At 71.8% G+C, this 17326-nt stretch carries 8 protein-coding genes, 1 pseudogene and 1 riboswitch; of the genes and pseudogenes, 7 read left to right on the forward strand and 2 right to left on the reverse strand.

Annotated elements, in window-relative coordinates; all coding sequences use genetic code 11:
* Nucleotides 1-7 precede the first annotated feature (7 nt).
* Nucleotides 8-6970 (forward strand): amino acid adenylation domain-containing protein, encoded by a 6963-nt coding sequence (locus ACIGYR_RS16085; protein ID WP_399599680.1) that lies wholly within the window; start codon nt 8-10, stop codon nt 6968-6970.
* Nucleotides 6967-11073, forward strand: a complete 4107-nt coding sequence (locus tag ACIGYR_RS16090; RefSeq protein WP_399599681.1) for an alpha/beta fold hydrolase — start codon at nt 6967-6969, stop codon at nt 11071-11073. Before ACIGYR_RS16085 ends, ACIGYR_RS16090 begins: the two co-directional genes overlap by 4 nt.
* 47 nt (nt 11074-11120) lie before the next feature.
* Here ACIGYR_RS16090 and ACIGYR_RS16095 read toward each other — a convergent pair whose 3' ends face one another.
* Complete coding sequence (locus ACIGYR_RS16095) at nt 11121-12002, reverse strand: MBL fold metallo-hydrolase (protein ID WP_399599683.1); 882 nt, start codon at nt 12000-12002, stop codon at nt 11121-11123.
* Between the two features lie 11 nt (nt 12003-12013).
* Nucleotides 12014-12081: riboswitch (guanidine-III (ykkC-III) riboswitch) on the reverse strand.
* 292 nt (nt 12082-12373) lie between these two features.
* Between ACIGYR_RS16095 and ACIGYR_RS16100 the strand changes: the two genes are divergently transcribed.
* From ACIGYR_RS16100 to ACIGYR_RS16110, 3 genes are all read left to right on the forward strand, one after another.
* Complete coding sequence (locus ACIGYR_RS16100) at nt 12374-13117, forward strand: class I SAM-dependent methyltransferase (protein ID WP_399599685.1); 744 nt, start codon at nt 12374-12376, stop codon at nt 13115-13117.
* Between the two features lie 226 nt (nt 13118-13343).
* Nucleotides 13344-13793 (forward strand): hypothetical protein, encoded by a 450-nt coding sequence (locus ACIGYR_RS16105; protein ID WP_399599687.1) that lies wholly within the window; start codon nt 13344-13346, stop codon nt 13791-13793.
* Nucleotides 13794-14269: 476 nt separating this feature from the next.
* Complete coding sequence (locus ACIGYR_RS16110) at nt 14270-16108, forward strand: acyl-CoA dehydrogenase (RefSeq protein WP_399599689.1); 1839 nt, start codon at nt 14270-14272, stop codon at nt 16106-16108.
* A 303-nt stretch (nt 16109-16411) separates the two neighbouring features.
* On the opposite strand, the gene ACIGYR_RS16115 is transcribed toward ACIGYR_RS16110, so the two are convergent.
* Nucleotides 16412-16684, reverse strand: coding sequence for a hypothetical protein (locus ACIGYR_RS16115; protein ID WP_391842470.1), 273 nt, complete (start codon nt 16682-16684; stop codon nt 16412-16414).
* 7 nt (nt 16685-16691) lie between these two features.
* Here ACIGYR_RS16115 and ACIGYR_RS16120 point away from each other — a divergent pair, with 7 nt between their 5' ends.
* On the forward strand, nt 16692-16934 hold the full coding sequence (locus ACIGYR_RS16120) for a hypothetical protein (RefSeq protein WP_391842468.1): 243 nt from the start codon (nt 16692-16694) through the stop codon (nt 16932-16934).
* Between the two features lie 36 nt (nt 16935-16970).
* A pseudogene (locus ACIGYR_RS16125) lies at nt 16971-17261 on the forward strand (DUF4232 domain-containing protein); the annotation flags it as partial.
* Nucleotides 17262-17326: the final 65 nt, after the last annotated feature.

A 17326-nucleotide genomic window follows, 5' to 3' on the forward strand; every position in this document is an offset into this window, starting at 1 on the left:
GAGCGGTATGACGCACACGACGAAGAGGGCCGACGCGGTCGACGACGACCTGCGGGAGCGAATAGCACGGCTCCCCGCCGGGCAGCGGGCCCTGCTGCGCCAGCGGATGTGGGAGAAGGGTGCCGCCACCGGACTGCCCGGCACCGACGACGCCGGCGAGGCCCCGGCGTCGTTCACCCAGCGCCGCATGGTGCTCCTGGCCGGGCTGGACCCGGGCAGCCCCGCGTACAACAGTCCCGTTGTGCACCGGCTCACCGGACCGCTGGACGCCGCGGCCCTCGAAGGTGCCCTCAACGACCTGCTGGAGCGCCACGCCGTACTGCGCACGGTCCTGCCGGTGCGGGAGGGCCGCGCCGTCCAGCGAGTGCTGCCGCACCGGCATCGACCGCTGGAGGTCGTCGATCTCACCGGGCTTCCCGAGCGGGAGCGTCTGGCGCGGGCCGAGCGGATCGCGCTGGCCGACGCCGCGCAGCCGTTCGACCTGGCCGCCGACCCGCCGACGCGGTTCCGGCTGCTGCGGCTCGCGGTGGACGACGCGCTTCTCGTGCTCGTCCTGCACCACGCCGTCGTCGACGGCTGGTCGCTCGGCGTCCTGCTGAGCGACCTGGGCAGGGCGTACGGCGCACGCCTCGACGGCCGGACGCCCGAACACCCCGCCCTCACCGTCGACTACGCCGAGTACGCCCGCTGGCAGCACGAGTGGGCCGACAGCGCCGAGGCGGCCGGTCAGCTGGACTACTGGGAGCGCCGGCTGGCGGGCGCCCCCGACCCCATGCCGCTGCCCGCCGACCGCCCCCGGCCACAGAAGCCGGAGGGCCGGGCCGGGTCGACCGTGTTCACGCTTCCCGTCCCCGTCCGCGACGCGCTGAAGCAGACGTCGGCGCGCACCGGCACCACACTCTTCATGGTGCTGCTCGCCGCGTTCCAGATCGTACTGGCCCGTTACGGCGGCCACGACGACGTCGTCGTCGGCACCCCGGTCGCCAACCGCCGCTACCGGGGCTTCCACGACCTCGTCGGTTTCTTCGCCAACTCGCTCCCGTTGCGCTCCCGGATCCGCCGCGCAGCGTCCTTCGAGGATTTCCTCGCCGAGGTCCGCACCACCTGTCTGGAGGCGTACGAGAACCAGGACGTCCCTCTCGACCTGATCGCCCAGCGGCTGAACCCCGAGCGCGCTCCCGGCCGCAATCCCGTCTACCAGGTCAACTTCACCCTGCACAACACGCCGCCGCGTCCGGTCCGCACCCTGCCCGGCGGGGTCGCCCTCACCGAGCTGGACCATCTCGACCACGACGCGGCTCGCTTCGACCTCGACCTGAACATCTGGGAGACCGACGCCGGTCTGGAGTGCCGGCTCATCCACGCCACCGACCTGTTCGACGCGGTCACCGGCGAGCGGCTGGCCCGCTCCCTGACAGTCCTGCTCGCCGCGGTGGCCGCCGATCCGGCCACGCGGATCGGCGAGCTGCCCCTGATGACGCCGCAGGAGACGGAGCGGACGCTGCGCTCCGCGCACGGCACCCGCGTCGGCCGGCCCGCGGACGCACGCGTGGAGCGGCTCATCGCCGAACGCGCGCGGACCTGTGCGGACGCGGTCGCCGCGTCGGCCCCGGGGCGCGCCGATCTGACGTACCAGGACCTGGACCGCCGTGCCAACGGACTCGCCCACCGGCTGCGCGCGCTCGGCGCGGGCCCGGGCACCATCGTCGCCGTACTGCTGCCGCGCGCCCCCGAGGCGGTCATCGCGCTGCTCGCGGTGCTGAAAAGCGGTGCCGCCTACGTGGCACTCGACACGGCGTACCCGAAGGCCCGGCTCGACCACATGCTGCGGGACAGCGGTGCCACGCTCGTCCTCGCCGACGCGCCGCCGCGGGACCTGGCTCAGAGCCCGGACGTCCGCGTGGTCACCGTCGACCCGGACGCCCTGGAAAGGGAGGCGGCCGGGACGCCACCCGAGAATGACGCCACCCCCGACGACCTGATGTACCTGATGTACACCTCCGGCTCGACCGGCGGACCCAAGGGCGCCATGCTCACCCACCGCCAGGTCGCCAACTACCTGCTGTGGGCCGCCGACACCTATCTGCCGCCCGGGGCCGACGGCGCCGTGCCCGTGCACTCGTCGCTGTCCTTCGACCTGACCGTGACCAGCCTGTTCGCACCCCTGCTGGCGGGCCGGCGGCTGCTGTTCGCCGACGACTCCGGCACACCCGGTGAGGCCCTGCGCGCGTCGGCGGTCTCGGACACAGACCTCGCCTTCGTCAAGCTCACCCCGTCGCACCTGAGGATGCTCGAGGACTCGGCGGCGCCGGCCCGCGCGGCGGCCTGGACCCGGACCATGGTCGTCGGGGGCGAGGAACTCGACGAGGAGCGGCTCGCGGCGTGGCGCACGGCGTCCGGCGGCCCGCGCATCGTGAACGAGTACGGACCCACGGAGACCGCCGTGGCCTGCGCCGCCTACGACAGCGCGCACCCCGTGGGCGGCTTCGGCCGGATACCCATCGGCACGCCCGTTCACAACACGCGGCTGTATGTCCTCGACGAGTCGATGAACCCGGTTCCGTGGGGCGTGCCCGGCGAGCTGTACGTCGGCGGGGCGGGCGTCTGCCACGGCTACTGGAACCGTCCAGGGCCGACGGCGGAACGCTTCGTCCCCGACCCCTTCGGCGACGAGCCGGGCGGACGCCTGTACCGGACCGGTGACCGGGTGCGGCGGCTCGCCACCGGGGACCTGGAGTACCTGGGCCGGCTCGACGACCAGGTCAAGATCCGGGGCCACCGAGTGGAACCGGACGAGGTGGCCGCCGCGTTGGCCCAGGACCCCGCTGTCCGCGACGCCGCTGTGCTCGCGTACGGCACCGCACATGAGTCCAGGCACCTGGTCGCCTTCGTCAGCCCCCGCCACGAGCAGGCGGGCGCCACGGACACGGCCGCCGCCGACTGGGTGGACCGCTGGCAGACGTTGTACGAGGACACCTACGGCTCGGCCCGGCGTCCCGCCGATCCGTCGTTCGACCTGGCGGGCTGGAACAGCAGCTACACCGGCGAGCCCATCGACGCCGCCGGGATGGGGGAGTGGCTGGACGCCACGGTCGACCGGATCAGGTCGTTGCGGCCCGGCCGGGTCCTGGAGATCGGCTGCGGCACCGGCCTGATTCTGTCCAGGGTCGCCCCCGACTGCGCCCACTACCAGGGCGTCGACCTGTCCGAGCAGGTCATCGACAAACTGCGGGAGGTACTCGACGCACGGCCGGACGGCGGCGAGCGGATCGGCCTGCGGGCCGGCCCCGCCCATCGCGCGGTCCGCCCCGGCGAGACGTACGACACGGTGATCCTGAACTCCGTAGTGCAGTACTTCCCTTCCGTGGACTACCTGTTCGAGGTTCTTGAACAGGCACTCTCCGCGATGCCCGATGGCGGGCACGTGTTCCTCGGCGACGTGCGCAGCCTCCGCCTGCTGGAGGCGTTCCACGCCTCGGTGGTCGCACACCGCACGAAGCCGGGAACCCCCGACACCGTCCTGAGCGCGGAGACCGCCTGGCGCATGGAGGCCGAGAACGAACTCTGCCTCGACCCCCGGCTCTTCGCCGGGCTGCCGGCTCGCTGGCCGCGGGTGGAGTCCGTACGTGTCCTGCTGAAGCGCGGGACGGCCGACCACGAGCTGAACCGCTACCGCTACGACGTCGTCGTCACCGTCGCCGGCGAGCGCACCACCGGCGCCGCCCCCGCACAGCCCGAGTGGCGGGACTGGCAGGCGGAGGGCATGGACCTCGGCGCGCTGGCGGTCCTGCTCGACACCGAACGGCCGGACCGGCTCGCGCTGCGCGGCGTCCCCAATGCCCGCCTGGCCAGGGACCTGCGCCTGCTGACCCGGCTCTCCGGCGCCGCACCCGACGCCGTCGCCCCGGGCGTGGACCCGGAAGAGCTGTGCGCGCTGATCGAGCGCCACGGGTACCAGGTCGAACCGAGCTGGGCCGCGGGACACCCGGACGGCTCCTTCGACGTCCTGCTGCACCGCGAAGGCATGGACCCCGAGCCGCTGCCACCGCCCGGCGCCGCCACGCCCACGGACCGGCTGGCGACCGCACCACTGTGGCGCCCAGCCGCGCTCGCCACGCTGCCCGCTGTCGAGGAACGGCTCCGCGACCGGCTGCCCGACCCCCTGCTCCCGTCGCGCTACGTGGTGCTGCGCCGGATACCGCTCACCGCCAACGGCAAGGTGGACCGTGCCGCGCTCACGGCGCTTCTGGCCGTCTCCGGCACCCTGGCCGAGGACGGCACCGGAAGGGACCCGGAAACGGAGACCGAGCGGGAACTCACCCCGACCGAGCGTCGGATGGCCGCCATCTGGAGCGAACTGCTCGGCCGCGACGGCATCCGAGCCCGGGACGACTTCTTCGACCTCGGCGGCCACTCCCTGCTGACCTTCCGCCTCGTCTTCCGGCTGCGGGAGGAGTTCGAGGTGGAGGTACCGGTCCGCGGCCCCTTCGACGCGTCCACCCTCGGCGCGCTGTCCGCCCTCGTCGACGACCTGATCGCCGAGGCACAACGCCCCGCACTGCCCGCGCTGGCGCCCGTTGAGCGGGAGGCGAGCACGCCGGCCTCCTTCGCGCAGGAGCGCCTGTGGTTCCTCCACCAACTGGACCCGGGTACGGCCCAGTACAACTTCCCCGTCTTCGTGCGGCTGACCGGCGAGCTCGACGTCGGCCTGCTGCGGCGGTCATTGACGGAGATCGTACGACGGCACGAGATCCTCAGGACCGTCCTCACCTCCCGCGACGGGCAGGCGTACCAGACCGTACTGCCCGCCGAACCGGTCGCGCTGCCCGTCACGGACCTGACCGGCCACCCGCCCGAGCAGCGTGAGGAGGAGGCGCGCCGGCTGGCCCGGGAACACTACGGGCAGCCCTTCGATCTGGCCGCCGGCCCCGTGCTGCGGACCGGCCTGCTCCGGCTCGGTCCCACCGACCACGTCCTGCTGCTGACCGCCCATCACGTATCGCTGGACGGCTGGTCGGCGGCGGTGCTGCGGGACGAACTGGCCGAGCTGTACACGGCGGCCCACGAGGGACGGCCGCACCGGCTGCCCGAGCTGCCCGTGCAGTACGCCGACTACGCTCTCTGGCAGCGCCGACTCGCCGAGGCCGGCCACTTCGACCGCCTGCTGGAGCACTGGACCCAGCGCCTCCAGGGCATTCTCGACCTGCCCGGGCTGCCACTGGACCGGCCCCGCCCCGCCGCTCCTCGGCACCGGGGGGAGGGCGTGCGGTTCCGTATCCCGGCCTCGACCGCGGACGGCGTGCGCACACTGTGCCGCCAGGAGGACAGCACCCTGTTCATGGCGCTGCTCGCCGCCCTGTACGCAGTGGTCAACCGGCGCACCGGAGAGACCGATCTCGTGGTCGGATCGGACGTCGCGGGCCGCTCCGACACCAAGGCCGAACCGCTGATCGGCTTCTTCGTCAACCAGATCGTGCTGCGCGCCGACCTCACCGGCGCCCCCACATGGCGGGAACTGCTGGGACGCACCAAGGCCCTGGCCCTGGACGCCTACGCCCACCAGGACCTCCCCTTCGAGGAGGTCGTCAAGGCCCTCAGCCCGCCCCGCACCCGCAACCAGAGCCCGCTGTTCCAGATCAAGTTCGTGCTGAACAGCAACCGGCGACCCGCCGACACCATGGCCGGACTGGGGCTCGGCCCGTTCTCCGCGGCCCTCATCGACACCAGCCGCTTCGACATCACCGTGGTCCTGGAAGAGGACGACGAGGGGATCGCCGGGTTCCTCAACTACGACCCCGACCTCTTCGACGCCTCCACCATGGCGGAGCTGCGGGAGCAGTACCTCGCGCTGGTCGCGGACATGGCCGCCAGGCCCGACGCCTCGATCGCCGACGCCCCCCTGCCCACGACCGCATCCGCCGCCACCGGCGGCACCGCACCGGGCCGCGGCAGGCGGCGCGGTCCCGGGACCCTGCGCGGCATCACGCCCACCCGGGTGGCCATGGCCTCCGACGACGTCGTCGTGAGGGAGACGCTACGGGAAGGCACCGACCTGCCGGTCGTGCTGCGACCGGCCCATCCCGACGTCGATCCGGTGACCTGGGCCCGCGCTCACCGCGGCCGGCTCGAGGCGGACCTCGAACGACACGGCCTCCTCCTCTTCCGCGGCTTCGGCATCACGCACGCGGACGCACTGGAGCGTTTCGCCTCGGTCTTCGTCGACGACCTCTTCGGCGAGAACGGCGAACACCCGCGCGCCGCGCTCGGCGGCAAGGTCTACACCCCGGTGTTCTTCCCGCCGGAGGAGAAGCTGCTCTGGCACAACGAGAACTCCTTCAACGACGAGGGACCGGCCCGCATCTGGTTCTGCTGCGCCCGGCCGGCCGAGTCCGGCGGTGAGACCCCCGTGGTCGACAGCCGCGCCGTCCACCGACGGCTCGACCCGGCACTGCGGGAGGAATTCACCGCCAAGGGAGTCATGTACATCCGCACCTACGGCACCGGACTCGGGCTCGACTGGCGCAGCGTGTTCCGCACCGGCGACCGAGCCGAGGCCGAGGCCCGCTGCGCCCGTCAGCACTTGCGCTACGAGTGGCACGGTGACCGGCTGCGCACCACCGCCGTGCGCCCCGCCGTGCTGCGCCACCCGCACACCGGCGAGTGGTCCTGGTTCAACCAGGCACAGCACTGGCACACCGCGTGCCTCAGCCCGAGCGTCCGCGAGTCCCTGCTGGCCACCATGTCACCGGAGGAACTCCCGCGCACCTGCCGTTTCGGCGACGGCACCCCGATACCCGACGAGGCCATGCACGAGATCCTGCGCGTCTACCAGGAACTGGAGATCAGCTTCCCCTGGGAGCGCGGCGACGTGATGCTGCTGGACAACATCCTCACCGCCCACGCCCGCAACCCCTTCCGAGGCGAACGCGAGCTCCTCGTCGCCATGGGCGGCATGGTGAGGTTCCGGTGACGACGCACACCCGCCAGGAAGGACCCGGAGGCCAGGGGCAACCGGTGGAGGGGTACCGGCTGTCGTACCAGCAGCAGCGGCTGTGGCGGCTCGCCGAACTCCACGCGCCGGGCTGGGCCCAGCTGCTCCTCGCCGTCGGCGGCGACCTCGACGGCGACCGCCTGGCGGCCGCGTTGCAGGAGACTGTGACCCGGCACGAGATCCTCCGCGCGGTCTATCAGCGGGTGCCCGGCGTCCGCACCGCGCTGCTCGTCGTCCGGGACGCGGACCGGCTGCGCCCTCAGTGGTCGGTGGAGGACCTCGGCCACCTCGACGAGGCCGCGCAGGAGCGCCGGATCGACGAGGAGGCCCGCGCCCTGCGGGACCTGCCGTACGGCGGTCCGGGAGACCCGGTCGTGCGTGCCACCCTCTTCGCCCTCGCTCCCCGGCGGCACTCGCTGCTGATCACCACCACCCCGCTGGCCGCCGACGGCCGCGCGCTGCGCCTGCTCGCCGACGAGCTCGCCGCACGGTACGCGGACCGTCCCCCCACCGGAGAAGTCCTCCAGTACAGCCAGTTCGCCGAGTGGCAGCATCAGGAGTTCGGGGCTCCGCCCCCGCTCACGGCACCGCACAGCGCTGCGGCCAGGCAGCCGGCCATGCCGCTGCGCCGCCACCCCGGCGCCGGCCGACCGGATCGCCGCACCGTCACCGCGTCCCTGCCGGACGACCTCACAGCCGCCGTCCGGGCCTATGCCCGCCGACGCCGCGTGCGCCCGGCCGCGGTGCTGCTCGCCTGCTGGCAGACACTGCTGTGGCGGATCGGCGGAGAGGGCGACATCACCGTCGGCACGCTGTTCGCCGGCCGGGACTTCGACGAGACGGCGAGCAGCCTCGGCCACTTCGCCCAGTGGGCCGACGTGACGGCCCGGCTCACCCCCGTTCCCGTCCTCGACGCCCTCGCCGCCCGTGCCGAACGCGCCTTGTCCGACGCCGAGGAAGACCTGCAGGATGCTCCCTCATCCGGTCTCCCCGGCCCGGCGGGCCACGGCATCGGTTTCGTCTGCGCCGAGACCACCGGGCCGCTCTCCGCGGCGGGCCACCCGGGACACGGCGCGACGTTCGGCGTGCTGTGGGACGACGTCGAGACCGAGCACCACGCCCTGCGGCTGACCTGTGTGCTCGCCGACCGGCAGGCCACGACGGCCTGGCACTACGACGGCGAGCAGTTCGACGAGACCTACATCCGCGTCCTGGCCGGCCAGTACGCCACGCTGCTCGCCGGGCTCCTCGCCGCGCCCGCCGCTCCCGTGCACGAGGCCCGCCTGGAGCCCGCGGTCGCGTCCGACCCGCGCCGCGACCGATCGGGCTGGTCGCCGGCCGCGGGTGCGGGGCGGTGGGCCGGCCCCCGGTGCGGCCGTACCCCGCCGGCGGGACAGGTGGTGCACCGGCTCGTCGAAGAACAGGCGCGCCGGACTCCGGACGCCCTGGCCGTCGTGGCGGGGAGCGAGAAGCTGACCTTCCGGGAACTCGACGCGCGGGCGAACCGGTGGAGCCGGGCGCTGCGCGCACGAGGCGTCGATCTCGAGACACCGGTGGCGGTGAGTACCGCGCACTCGGCGACGCTGGTCGTGGCGCTGCTCGCCGTGCTCAAGGCCGGCGGGAGCTATGTGCCGCTCGATCCGGAACTCCCGGCCCTGCGGGTCGCGGAACTGCTGGAGCGAGGCGGATGCCGGCTGCTGCTCACCGACCGGCCGCGGCAGCTGCCCGTCGCCGAGGAGGTCGAATGCGTCGATCCGCGCGCGCTGCCGGACGAGGACACGGGTCCGGCGGCCGAGCCCGCCCCGCCGCGCGAGCCAGGGCCGGACAACCTCGCGTACATCATGTTCACCTCCGGTTCCACAGGGGAGCCGAAGGGCGTCATGCTCCCGCACCGGGCCGTGTGCGACTACCTGCTGTGGAGCGCCCGCACATACGCCGACAGCGTCGGCCGTGGCGACGGCGACGGCCGTGGGCTTGTGGACGAGGACGGCGACGGTCGCGGGCGTGCGGGTGGGGACGGCGACGGTCACGGGCGTGTCGGTGGTGACGGCGTCGGCCGTGGCGGCGGTGACGCGGCCGGGGGCGCGATGGCGCACTCCTCGATCGGCTTCGATCTCACCGTGACGAGTCTGTTCCTGCCACTGATCACGGGCCGTCCCGTCCATCTCGACCCCGCGTGCCGCGACGCTCTCGCCCTCTCGGCGAACCTCGCCGACCGGTCCGGCCTGGATGTGCTCAAGCTGACCCCCTCGCATCTGAAGGTCGTGAACCGCGCCTTGGCCGAGGGGGACTTCGCCGGTACGACACGGTCACTCGTCGTCGGCGGTGAAGCCCTGGACGCGGAGGCGGTGGCCGCCTGGCGGACCCACGCTCCGGACACAAGGATCTTCAACGAGTACGGTCCCACCGAGACCGCCGTCGGCGTGTGCGTGCACGAGGTGGGCGCCGCGGACGTCTCGGGCCCGGTCCCGATCGGCCGGCCCATGGACCACGCCGAGGTGCTGGTGCTGGACGACTCCCTCGAACCGGCGGCCGTGGGCGTGCAGGGAGAGATCTACATCGGGGGCACGAGTCTCGCCCGGGGGTATCTGGGCGCCCCGGACCTGACCGCGGAGCGGTTTGTGCCACACCCTTTCGGACCGGAACCCGGCAGCCGGCTGTACCGAACCGGCGACCTGGCCTGTGTCGGCCCGGACGGTCTGATCCGGTACCTGGGCCGGGTGGACGACCAGATCAAGGTGAACGGGATCCGTGTGGAACCCGGGGAGATCCGGTCCGTGCTGGTGCGTCACCCGGGCGTGCGCGACGCGGCGGTGGCCCTGGTGGCGGACGAGGCGCGCGGCGACCGCCTTGCCGCGTGTGTCGTCACCGGCCCGGCCGGCCCGGCGCCGCAGGACCTGCGTGCGTTCGTCGCCGAGCGGCTGCCCACGCCCCTGGTACCAGGGGCCTTCGCCGAGGTCGCCGCGCTTCCCCTCACACCGAACGGCAAGGTCGACATGGCAGCCGTGCGGGCGGCCCTCGCCCGGGTGGACGGCACTGGCCCGGCCCTTCCCCCGGCGGGCCGTTCCGGGACGGCGCCGGCTGACCCGGTGGAGGCCGCCGTGGCCCGGAACTTCGGGGAACTGCTCGACATCGACGCGGTGGGAGCGGAGGACGACTTCTTCACCCTGGGCGGCCACTCCCTGCTCGCGGTACGGCTGATCGCACGGCTGAACGCGGAGTTCGGCACCGCACTGCAGGTACCCGTCCTGTTCTCCGAGCCGGATCCGGAACAGGAACGGTCCGGCAGGGCGGCGACCGTGCGGCACCTGGCCCGCCTGCTGAAGCAGGGCACTGCCGCTCGCCCGGGCGCTGCGGACGACGTCGTCGCGCTGCGGTCACGGGGCGACGGTGCCCCGCTGTTCTGCGTCCACCCGGCGGGCGGCGAGGTCACCGGCTTCCGTCATCTCGCCGCCCGTACGGAGCTGCGCCACCCCCTCTTCGCCCTCCGGAGTCCGTCTGCCGCGCCGGGCGGGCAGGGCCGGGAGGAGACTGCGCAGCACACCGTCGAGGCGCTGGCCGCCCGCTACCTGGCGGCCGTCCGTACCGTGGCGCCGACCGGCCCGTACCTTCTGCTGGGCTGGTCCATGGGCGGTCTCGTGGCCTTCGAGATGGCCCGGTTGCTGGAACAGCGGGGCGAGCCGCCGGGGATGCTCTTCCTCGTCGAGAGCTATCCGGCGGACCAGCTCCCGCAGTCCGACGACAGTGACGAGCAGGAGGAACCGGGCCTGTACGGCCCGCAGGCGGGGGCGACCGCCGCGGAACGTCTGCGTATGGAGTTGCTTCGGCGCACCAACCGCGCCCACCTGCGAGCCGCCCGGGCCTACCGACCGGCACCGTACGCGGGCCCGGTGACCCTCGTACAGGCCGGCAAGCAGGACCCGGACCTCCTGCGGGCGGCGACCCGCTCGTGGTCCCGTGTCTGCGCCCCCGGACAACTGACCCGGCACGTCCTGGACGGAGACCACCTGACCCTCTTCGAGTCACCGTACGTCACCGAACTCGCCCGCCTGATCGCCCGGACGACGGGCTGTCTGTACTGATCACGAGCGTGGTTGACGGTCGTGGGCCCGGATCAGCGTCGGTGACGTCAGCCGTCCTCGCGGCAGATCACGAAGCCCGGGAAGGGATGCCGCCCGGGGCGGTCGCCGATCTCGTCGATCGCCGCTCGGATGTCGCGCAGCTGACCGACGGTCATCTCCAGGGGTGGCTCGTCCGGCTGGTAGGTGGTGCGGACCGGGTAGTCCACCCCGTCCTGGCCGGTCATCTCGATGTGACAGCCCAGGACATGCGTGACCGGCCGGGTGTCGGCGAACGCGATCAAGCGGTCGACCGTCCGGCCGAACGCGGCCCAGTCCTCCACGTACAACCGCCCGGGATACACCGTGTCGCCGGTCAGCAGGAATCCGGTGTGCGGGTCGTAGTACGTGACGGCGGCCTTGTCGTGGCCCGGGGTGGCCAGACACTCCAGCGCCCGGCCGCCTAGATCCACCCGGGCCACGCGGTCGGGGTCCTCGGTGAACCCGAAGTACGCCCAGGCACTGTCCAGACCGGCTCCCACCACCGTGGTGCGGGGACGGGCGGTGAACTGTGCGTCGCCCGCGACGTGATCGTGGTGCGCGTGGGTGTGCAGGACCAGCAGGGCGTAGTCGTCGCGCGGATGCTCGGCCAGCCAGCGCCCTACCAGTTCGTCGACCACCCGGCGCAGCGGGAAGAACTCGGCCGACTCGGTGGCACCGGTGTCGATGAGGACGGCGCGCTCATTGCCGAAGATCAGGAACAGGAACGGCGCCTCATAGTTGATCGCCTTGTTCTGCCGAAGGATGAACGTGTGCGCGTCGTACGCGTGCACCTGGATGTCGGGATCGGTGTTGTGCTTCGCCGACGGCGAGCCGTGGATCCAGTCGACGTCCAGGGCGTGGGGCAGCGGTGCCTCGGACGCGAAGTCGATCCATGGTCCGTGTACGCCCATGACGCCTCCTGCGAGCGTCGTCTTGTCGGGCCGGGTACGGCGCACATCTCGTCCGGGGCAGGCACTCGTGCGCCTCCGGGCGGAATGTACTACGGCCGGGCAGGGCTCCTCAACGAAATCGCCGCCCGTGTACGAGCCGCTGACCGTCGGTGACCTGCGGAGACACGAGAGCGTCTGACGGGCCGCCCATGCCTGGTGAGGTGGAGTTTGGGTGTTAGGAGGATCACCCGGTCCACTTCCTGTGCCATCTGCCAGTACGGCAACGGCGAACGGACGGAGCAGACTCCTTGCGCGACCGCGATCTGGCGGACCTCTGAATCCGGAGGGCCGGCGCGGCTGCGTACAGCACGACACACACGAGGGGGCGGCACATGGGTGTGCAGCAGTACGACGAGATCGGCGAGGCATTCGAGGGGTTCAAGTCACTGCCGCTGATACGGCACGGGGAGGTGCCGAGCTTCCTGGGCATGGTCGGGGAGGTGCGCGGCAAGTCCGTTCTCGACCTGGCGTGCGGCACCGGGTTCTACAGCAGGGAGTTCAAGCGGCGCGGCGCCACGGACGTCCTCGGTGTCGACATCTCCGTCGAGATGATCGCCGCCGCGCGGGAGATCGAGGAGCGTGACCCGTTGGGGGTGCTCTACGAGGTGGGTGACGTGGCCGGGCTGCGGCCTGCCGACCGGCGCTTCGACATCGCGCTGGGAGTGCAGTGCCTCAACTACGCCGAGGACGTGGCGGCGATGGAGCGGATGTGCCGCAACATCCACCGAAGCCTGGTGCCGGGTGGGGAGTTCTTCGTGCTCGCCCAGAGGCCCGACTACCGGTTCGACTGCGCGTCCCTGGACCAGTACGGGTTCCGCTGCGAGCCGACCGGCGAGGAGACCGAGACGGGTCCGCGGGTGCGGGTCACGGCTCTTCTCGACCCGCAGCCGATCAGCATCGTCACCACGGCCCCGCGGCGTGAGGTCTACGAGGAGTGTCTGCGGGCGGCCGGATTCCGTGAGGTGGAGTGGGTTCCGCTGGGGGTGTCCGAAGCCGGCGTCCGTGAGTTCGGCGAGGACTTCTGGGCGGACCTCCTCGCGCACCCGCCGCTGGAGATGCTGCGCTGCCGTTCCTGACCGGCCGGAGGCCGCACCTGCGAGTGCGCCCACGCCCGGGAGACGGGCTTGTCGTCCCTGACCCGGAAGAGCTCCCGCTTCGGGCCGTCACCCGAATGCCCCACCATCTGCACACTGTGCCTGCCTGTTGTCCCAGATCAAGGCGCTTTCGAACGTACAAGCGGGGCTGATGCGCCGTCAGGTGGGTAAGCGCCAGTTCTCGACGGCCTCAAGGAAGGGGTAAGCCATGTCAGTGGAACCCGAACCTGCTGAAGCCAAGATGGCGGCGGAACATGTTGCCCAATCGATGATCGAGTTGTGGCAGCGGGCCCATGAAGACGTGGCCCCGACGGTCTCCGAGGAGCAGATGCGCGGTCTGCTCGCCCTGGAAAGGGAGCAGGCGGACCCGGACCGGATCGCCAGGGACATCGGCGTCAGCCCTTCATCGATGAGGCAACTGTTCCACCGACTGGAGCAGCGCACGCTGGTGCGCCGTGTCCCGTCGGGGGAGTTCTGCCTCACGGGCGCAGGAAAGTGCGTACTGGAAGCGACGCGCCAACGTCGTCGACAGCTCCTGGAGCAGGTACTGGTGACGGCCGCGCCGGCGGACCGCCCCGTGTTGCGCGATGCCTTCCGCCAACTGTACGGCCTGGTCAGCCCGTTGGCCCGGGTGCCGCGTAGCCGCTCACCCATCTGACGCGCGGCCCGTCCCGGACGAAGCACGTGCCGGCCGCTGCCATGCAGGGCGGCGTGGCAGCCGTCGAGCCGAGCGGGCCGCCCCTGGTGCGGACCCGCCGTCTCGTGCGCGGCTTCGAGCGCCGCAGCACGAGCGCCGGGGGCGATGTGCGCCCGCCGTGTCGTCAGTGGCTTGGCATACGGTGTGAACCGATGGGCCGGAACGGAGATCGTTGGGGACTCGCGGCCATGGGGGGTGGGTCGGACAGGCCCCGGCAGCCGGCTCGGGACTGGAGACGTTGTGCCGTTGCTCCACCCCCCTTACGCCGCCCCATCAGTGCCGACTCGGTCATGTGATCGGCTCGACTCCTGTGGGCGACGTCCTCGCCGGTGCGTCCGCCGCTCGAATCATCCGCAGGTGGGCCGTCGTAGCGTCATTCGGGATTACTTCCACCCTCGGCTCGCAGCTAATCGTGCTGATCATCACACTGTGAGTGAATGATCGACTCCACTATCTTTCCGGTCGTGACCGAATCTCGACTTCCGTATGGACAAGGGATATCCGCAGACCTCACCCGCATCCTGTTCGGACCTCACGCAGAGCGGATCCACGAGCCCTGGAGGCGCCTGTTCGACGGACCTCGGTTCGCCTTTCAGGAGGGTCTCAGCCCGCAGGAGCGCACGGCGCTGTCGTACGAGCGACTCCGCTTCATCAACGAAGCGGCAGCGGACCCGGTCGGTCTGGCCACGGACATCGAGTCGCTCACGGCGATGCACGAGTGGGCCGGAGTCGTGGACCCCGGTATGGCGACGATAGCGAGCATCCACTGGAACCTGCACATCGGCAGCCTCCTGGACCACGACCCCGGTGGACGGGATCTGTACCCGTACAGCCGTATGGAGAGCGTCGGGACCTTCCTGTGCACCGAGTTAGACCATGGCAACGATGCCGCATCGCTGGAGACCACCGCCAGGTTCGATCGCGGATCGAGCGGCTTCGTCCTCGACACTCCGACTCCGGGCGCCTGCAAGTGGATGCCGAACACCTCCGGCACCGGTGGCGCCAAGAACGCCGTCGTGGCGGCCCGCCTGATGGTGGACGACGTCGACCACGGCGTCTTTCTCTTCCTCACCCCGCTCACTGACGGCGAGGGCCGACACTACCCGGGCGTGGAGGTGCGGTCCCTCCCGCAGACCGCCAGCGCGCCGGTCGACCACTGCGCCACCTCCTTCCACGGTGTGCGGCTTCCCTTCGAAGCCATGTTGCAGGGGGAACACGGACGCCTGTCCCGTGACGGCTCTTTCGTCAGCACGCTGGGCAATCCGCGTAAACGATTCCTCAGATCGGTCAGCCGCGTCCACGCCGGCAAGATGTGTATGAGCGCCTACAGCCTCGGCGTGACGCGGCACGCCCTGGCCGTCGCCATGCGGCACGCTCACCGGCGACTCACCTCCGGTATGACGACCGGGCGCAAGGTTCCCCTCATCGAGCACCGCAGCCACCACGCCTCGCTCCTGTCCGCGGTCGCCACCACCTACGCGGCGACCCTGCTGCACCGCGACGTGGTGCGGCGGTGGACGCGAGGCGGAGAGGCGCAGCGTGAGGAGACCGAGCGTCTGGCGGCCGTGGCCAAGGCGTGGATCACCTGGCAGGCCAGGACGGTCATGACCGAATGCCGTGAGCGCTGCGGAGCGCAGGGCCTGCTGCTTTCGAACGGCATCGCCTACCAACTGACCGCGAACGAGGGGACGGTGACAGCGGAGGGCGACAACCGCGTCATCTGGGTGAAGGCGGCCGGCGAGATGCTCATGGGCGGCTTCACCCCCACGGCGCCCTCCGAGGCGCCTGCGGCCGGCCGTTCCCTGGACGACCCGGGCTATCTGCAGGAGCTGCTCGCGGACATCGAGCGCATCTGGCACAGCAGGGCCCGCAGCCGACTGCGGAACGGACGCCGCGGCGACCCCCTCGCGCGGTGGAACGGAACCGTGACGCCGGCCTTGCAGCTCGTCGAAGCACACGTGCACCGCCTCGCGGCGGAGGCGCTGCTGGGCGCCGTCGGCAAGGCGTCCGACTCCCGCGCCCGAGCAGCTCTCGGGCACCTGCACCGGCTGTTCAGCCTGCGTCAGGTGAGAGCGCACAGCGGCGACCTGCTGGCCGCCGGACACATCACCGCGGATCACATTCACCAGCTGCCCGACACGGAGGAGGCACTGGTCGAGGCACTCGTACCGGTTGCCTTGGAGCTGACCGAGGGCTTCGCCGTCCTGGAGGGCGTCATCGGCGAGCACCCGATGCTGCGCACCCGCGCACCCGCCGTCGACATGGTGCCCGCGTAGCCGAACAGCTGTCGTACTCGCTCGTCGGCGCCGCTGCCCACCCGCGGCGGCACCCCCCTCCCACGGTCGGACCGCGCCGGCGCCGCCCATCGTGCTCAAGGCGGGCATGCGGCCGCGCCCGACTCGCGGAACGCCGGATCGTGTGCCGAGGATGGAAGAACAGACCATCGACCCCTTTGGACGGCACATGTCGCTGACCCGGCTCAGAGTCTTCGGAAAGGACCGACGGCGCATCCTCGCGGCAAGCACACTCGGCGGGCTCCTGCTGGCCGGCGGGCTCGCGGCCTGCGGCGACGGAAACGGTCAGAGCGCCGCCACCTCGCCCCCGGCCGGAACCACCAGTACGCCGAACGCCTCGTCGTTCGCCGGCACACCGCCGCCGGCCCTGGCGTCCTCGGCCTCGGCGGCGATCAGCTCGGCCAGGGGTTCCGCCTCCGCGGCGGCCTCGTCCGCCTCGGCGCGCGCCTCCGAGTTCGAAGCATCGGTGGAAGCCGAGACCCAACGCAGAAGCGCGGCAGCGGAAAAGGAGCTCAAAAGCGTCAAGGGGCGGGGCAACGCGCTCTCCGAGGTCGCCATGACGGGAATGCCGAGAGCGCAGACCGGTGGAGTACTCGCCGTCCTGGTCACGATCACCAACAAGACCAGGAGCGAAGCCTCCTACGCCGTGCAGGTCGACTTCAAGAACTCGGCCGGCAAGGTGGTCGAGACGCGGTACGTCGGCGCGGAGCACCTCAAGCCGGGGAAGAAGGAACAACCCATCGCGTTCAGTCACCAGCCACCGCAGCCGAAGCTGACGCCGGTTCTCGCCAAGGCCCAGCGTTACTGAAGGATCTGCACCGCCGGCCCCGCTGGAGGCTGTGGCGGTCCTGCGACGGTAGGTGCGGCGTGCGTCACGGATGGAGTGGTCCTGACGCTGGGCCACGGTGAGTCCGCCTCCGCGGGCATGATGTGGCGCAACACCACCGAGTTCGGTACGCCGGTGAACGTGCCGTACGTCCGGGTCCGGGCACGTCCCGGCGCCGATCCCGTGATGGTGACACCGGAGCTGGACCTCGGCACGACGGGCAAGCTCGCTGTCCGGCCCTGGGCCAAGGACAAGCCGGGGGCCGGAGCCGGCGCGGGAAGTCCGCCCGGTTCCCGGCCGGCGAACTGACGACGGCCGGGACCGACCCCCAGCGGCCAGGCCGGCTGGTGGAGAGCCGTCAACGCCCGGTTCGA

This window comes from Streptomyces sp. NPDC053076, from assembly GCF_044546845.1.
In the GTDB taxonomy this organism is placed as follows: Bacteria; Actinomycetota; Actinomycetes; order Streptomycetales; family Streptomycetaceae; genus Streptomyces.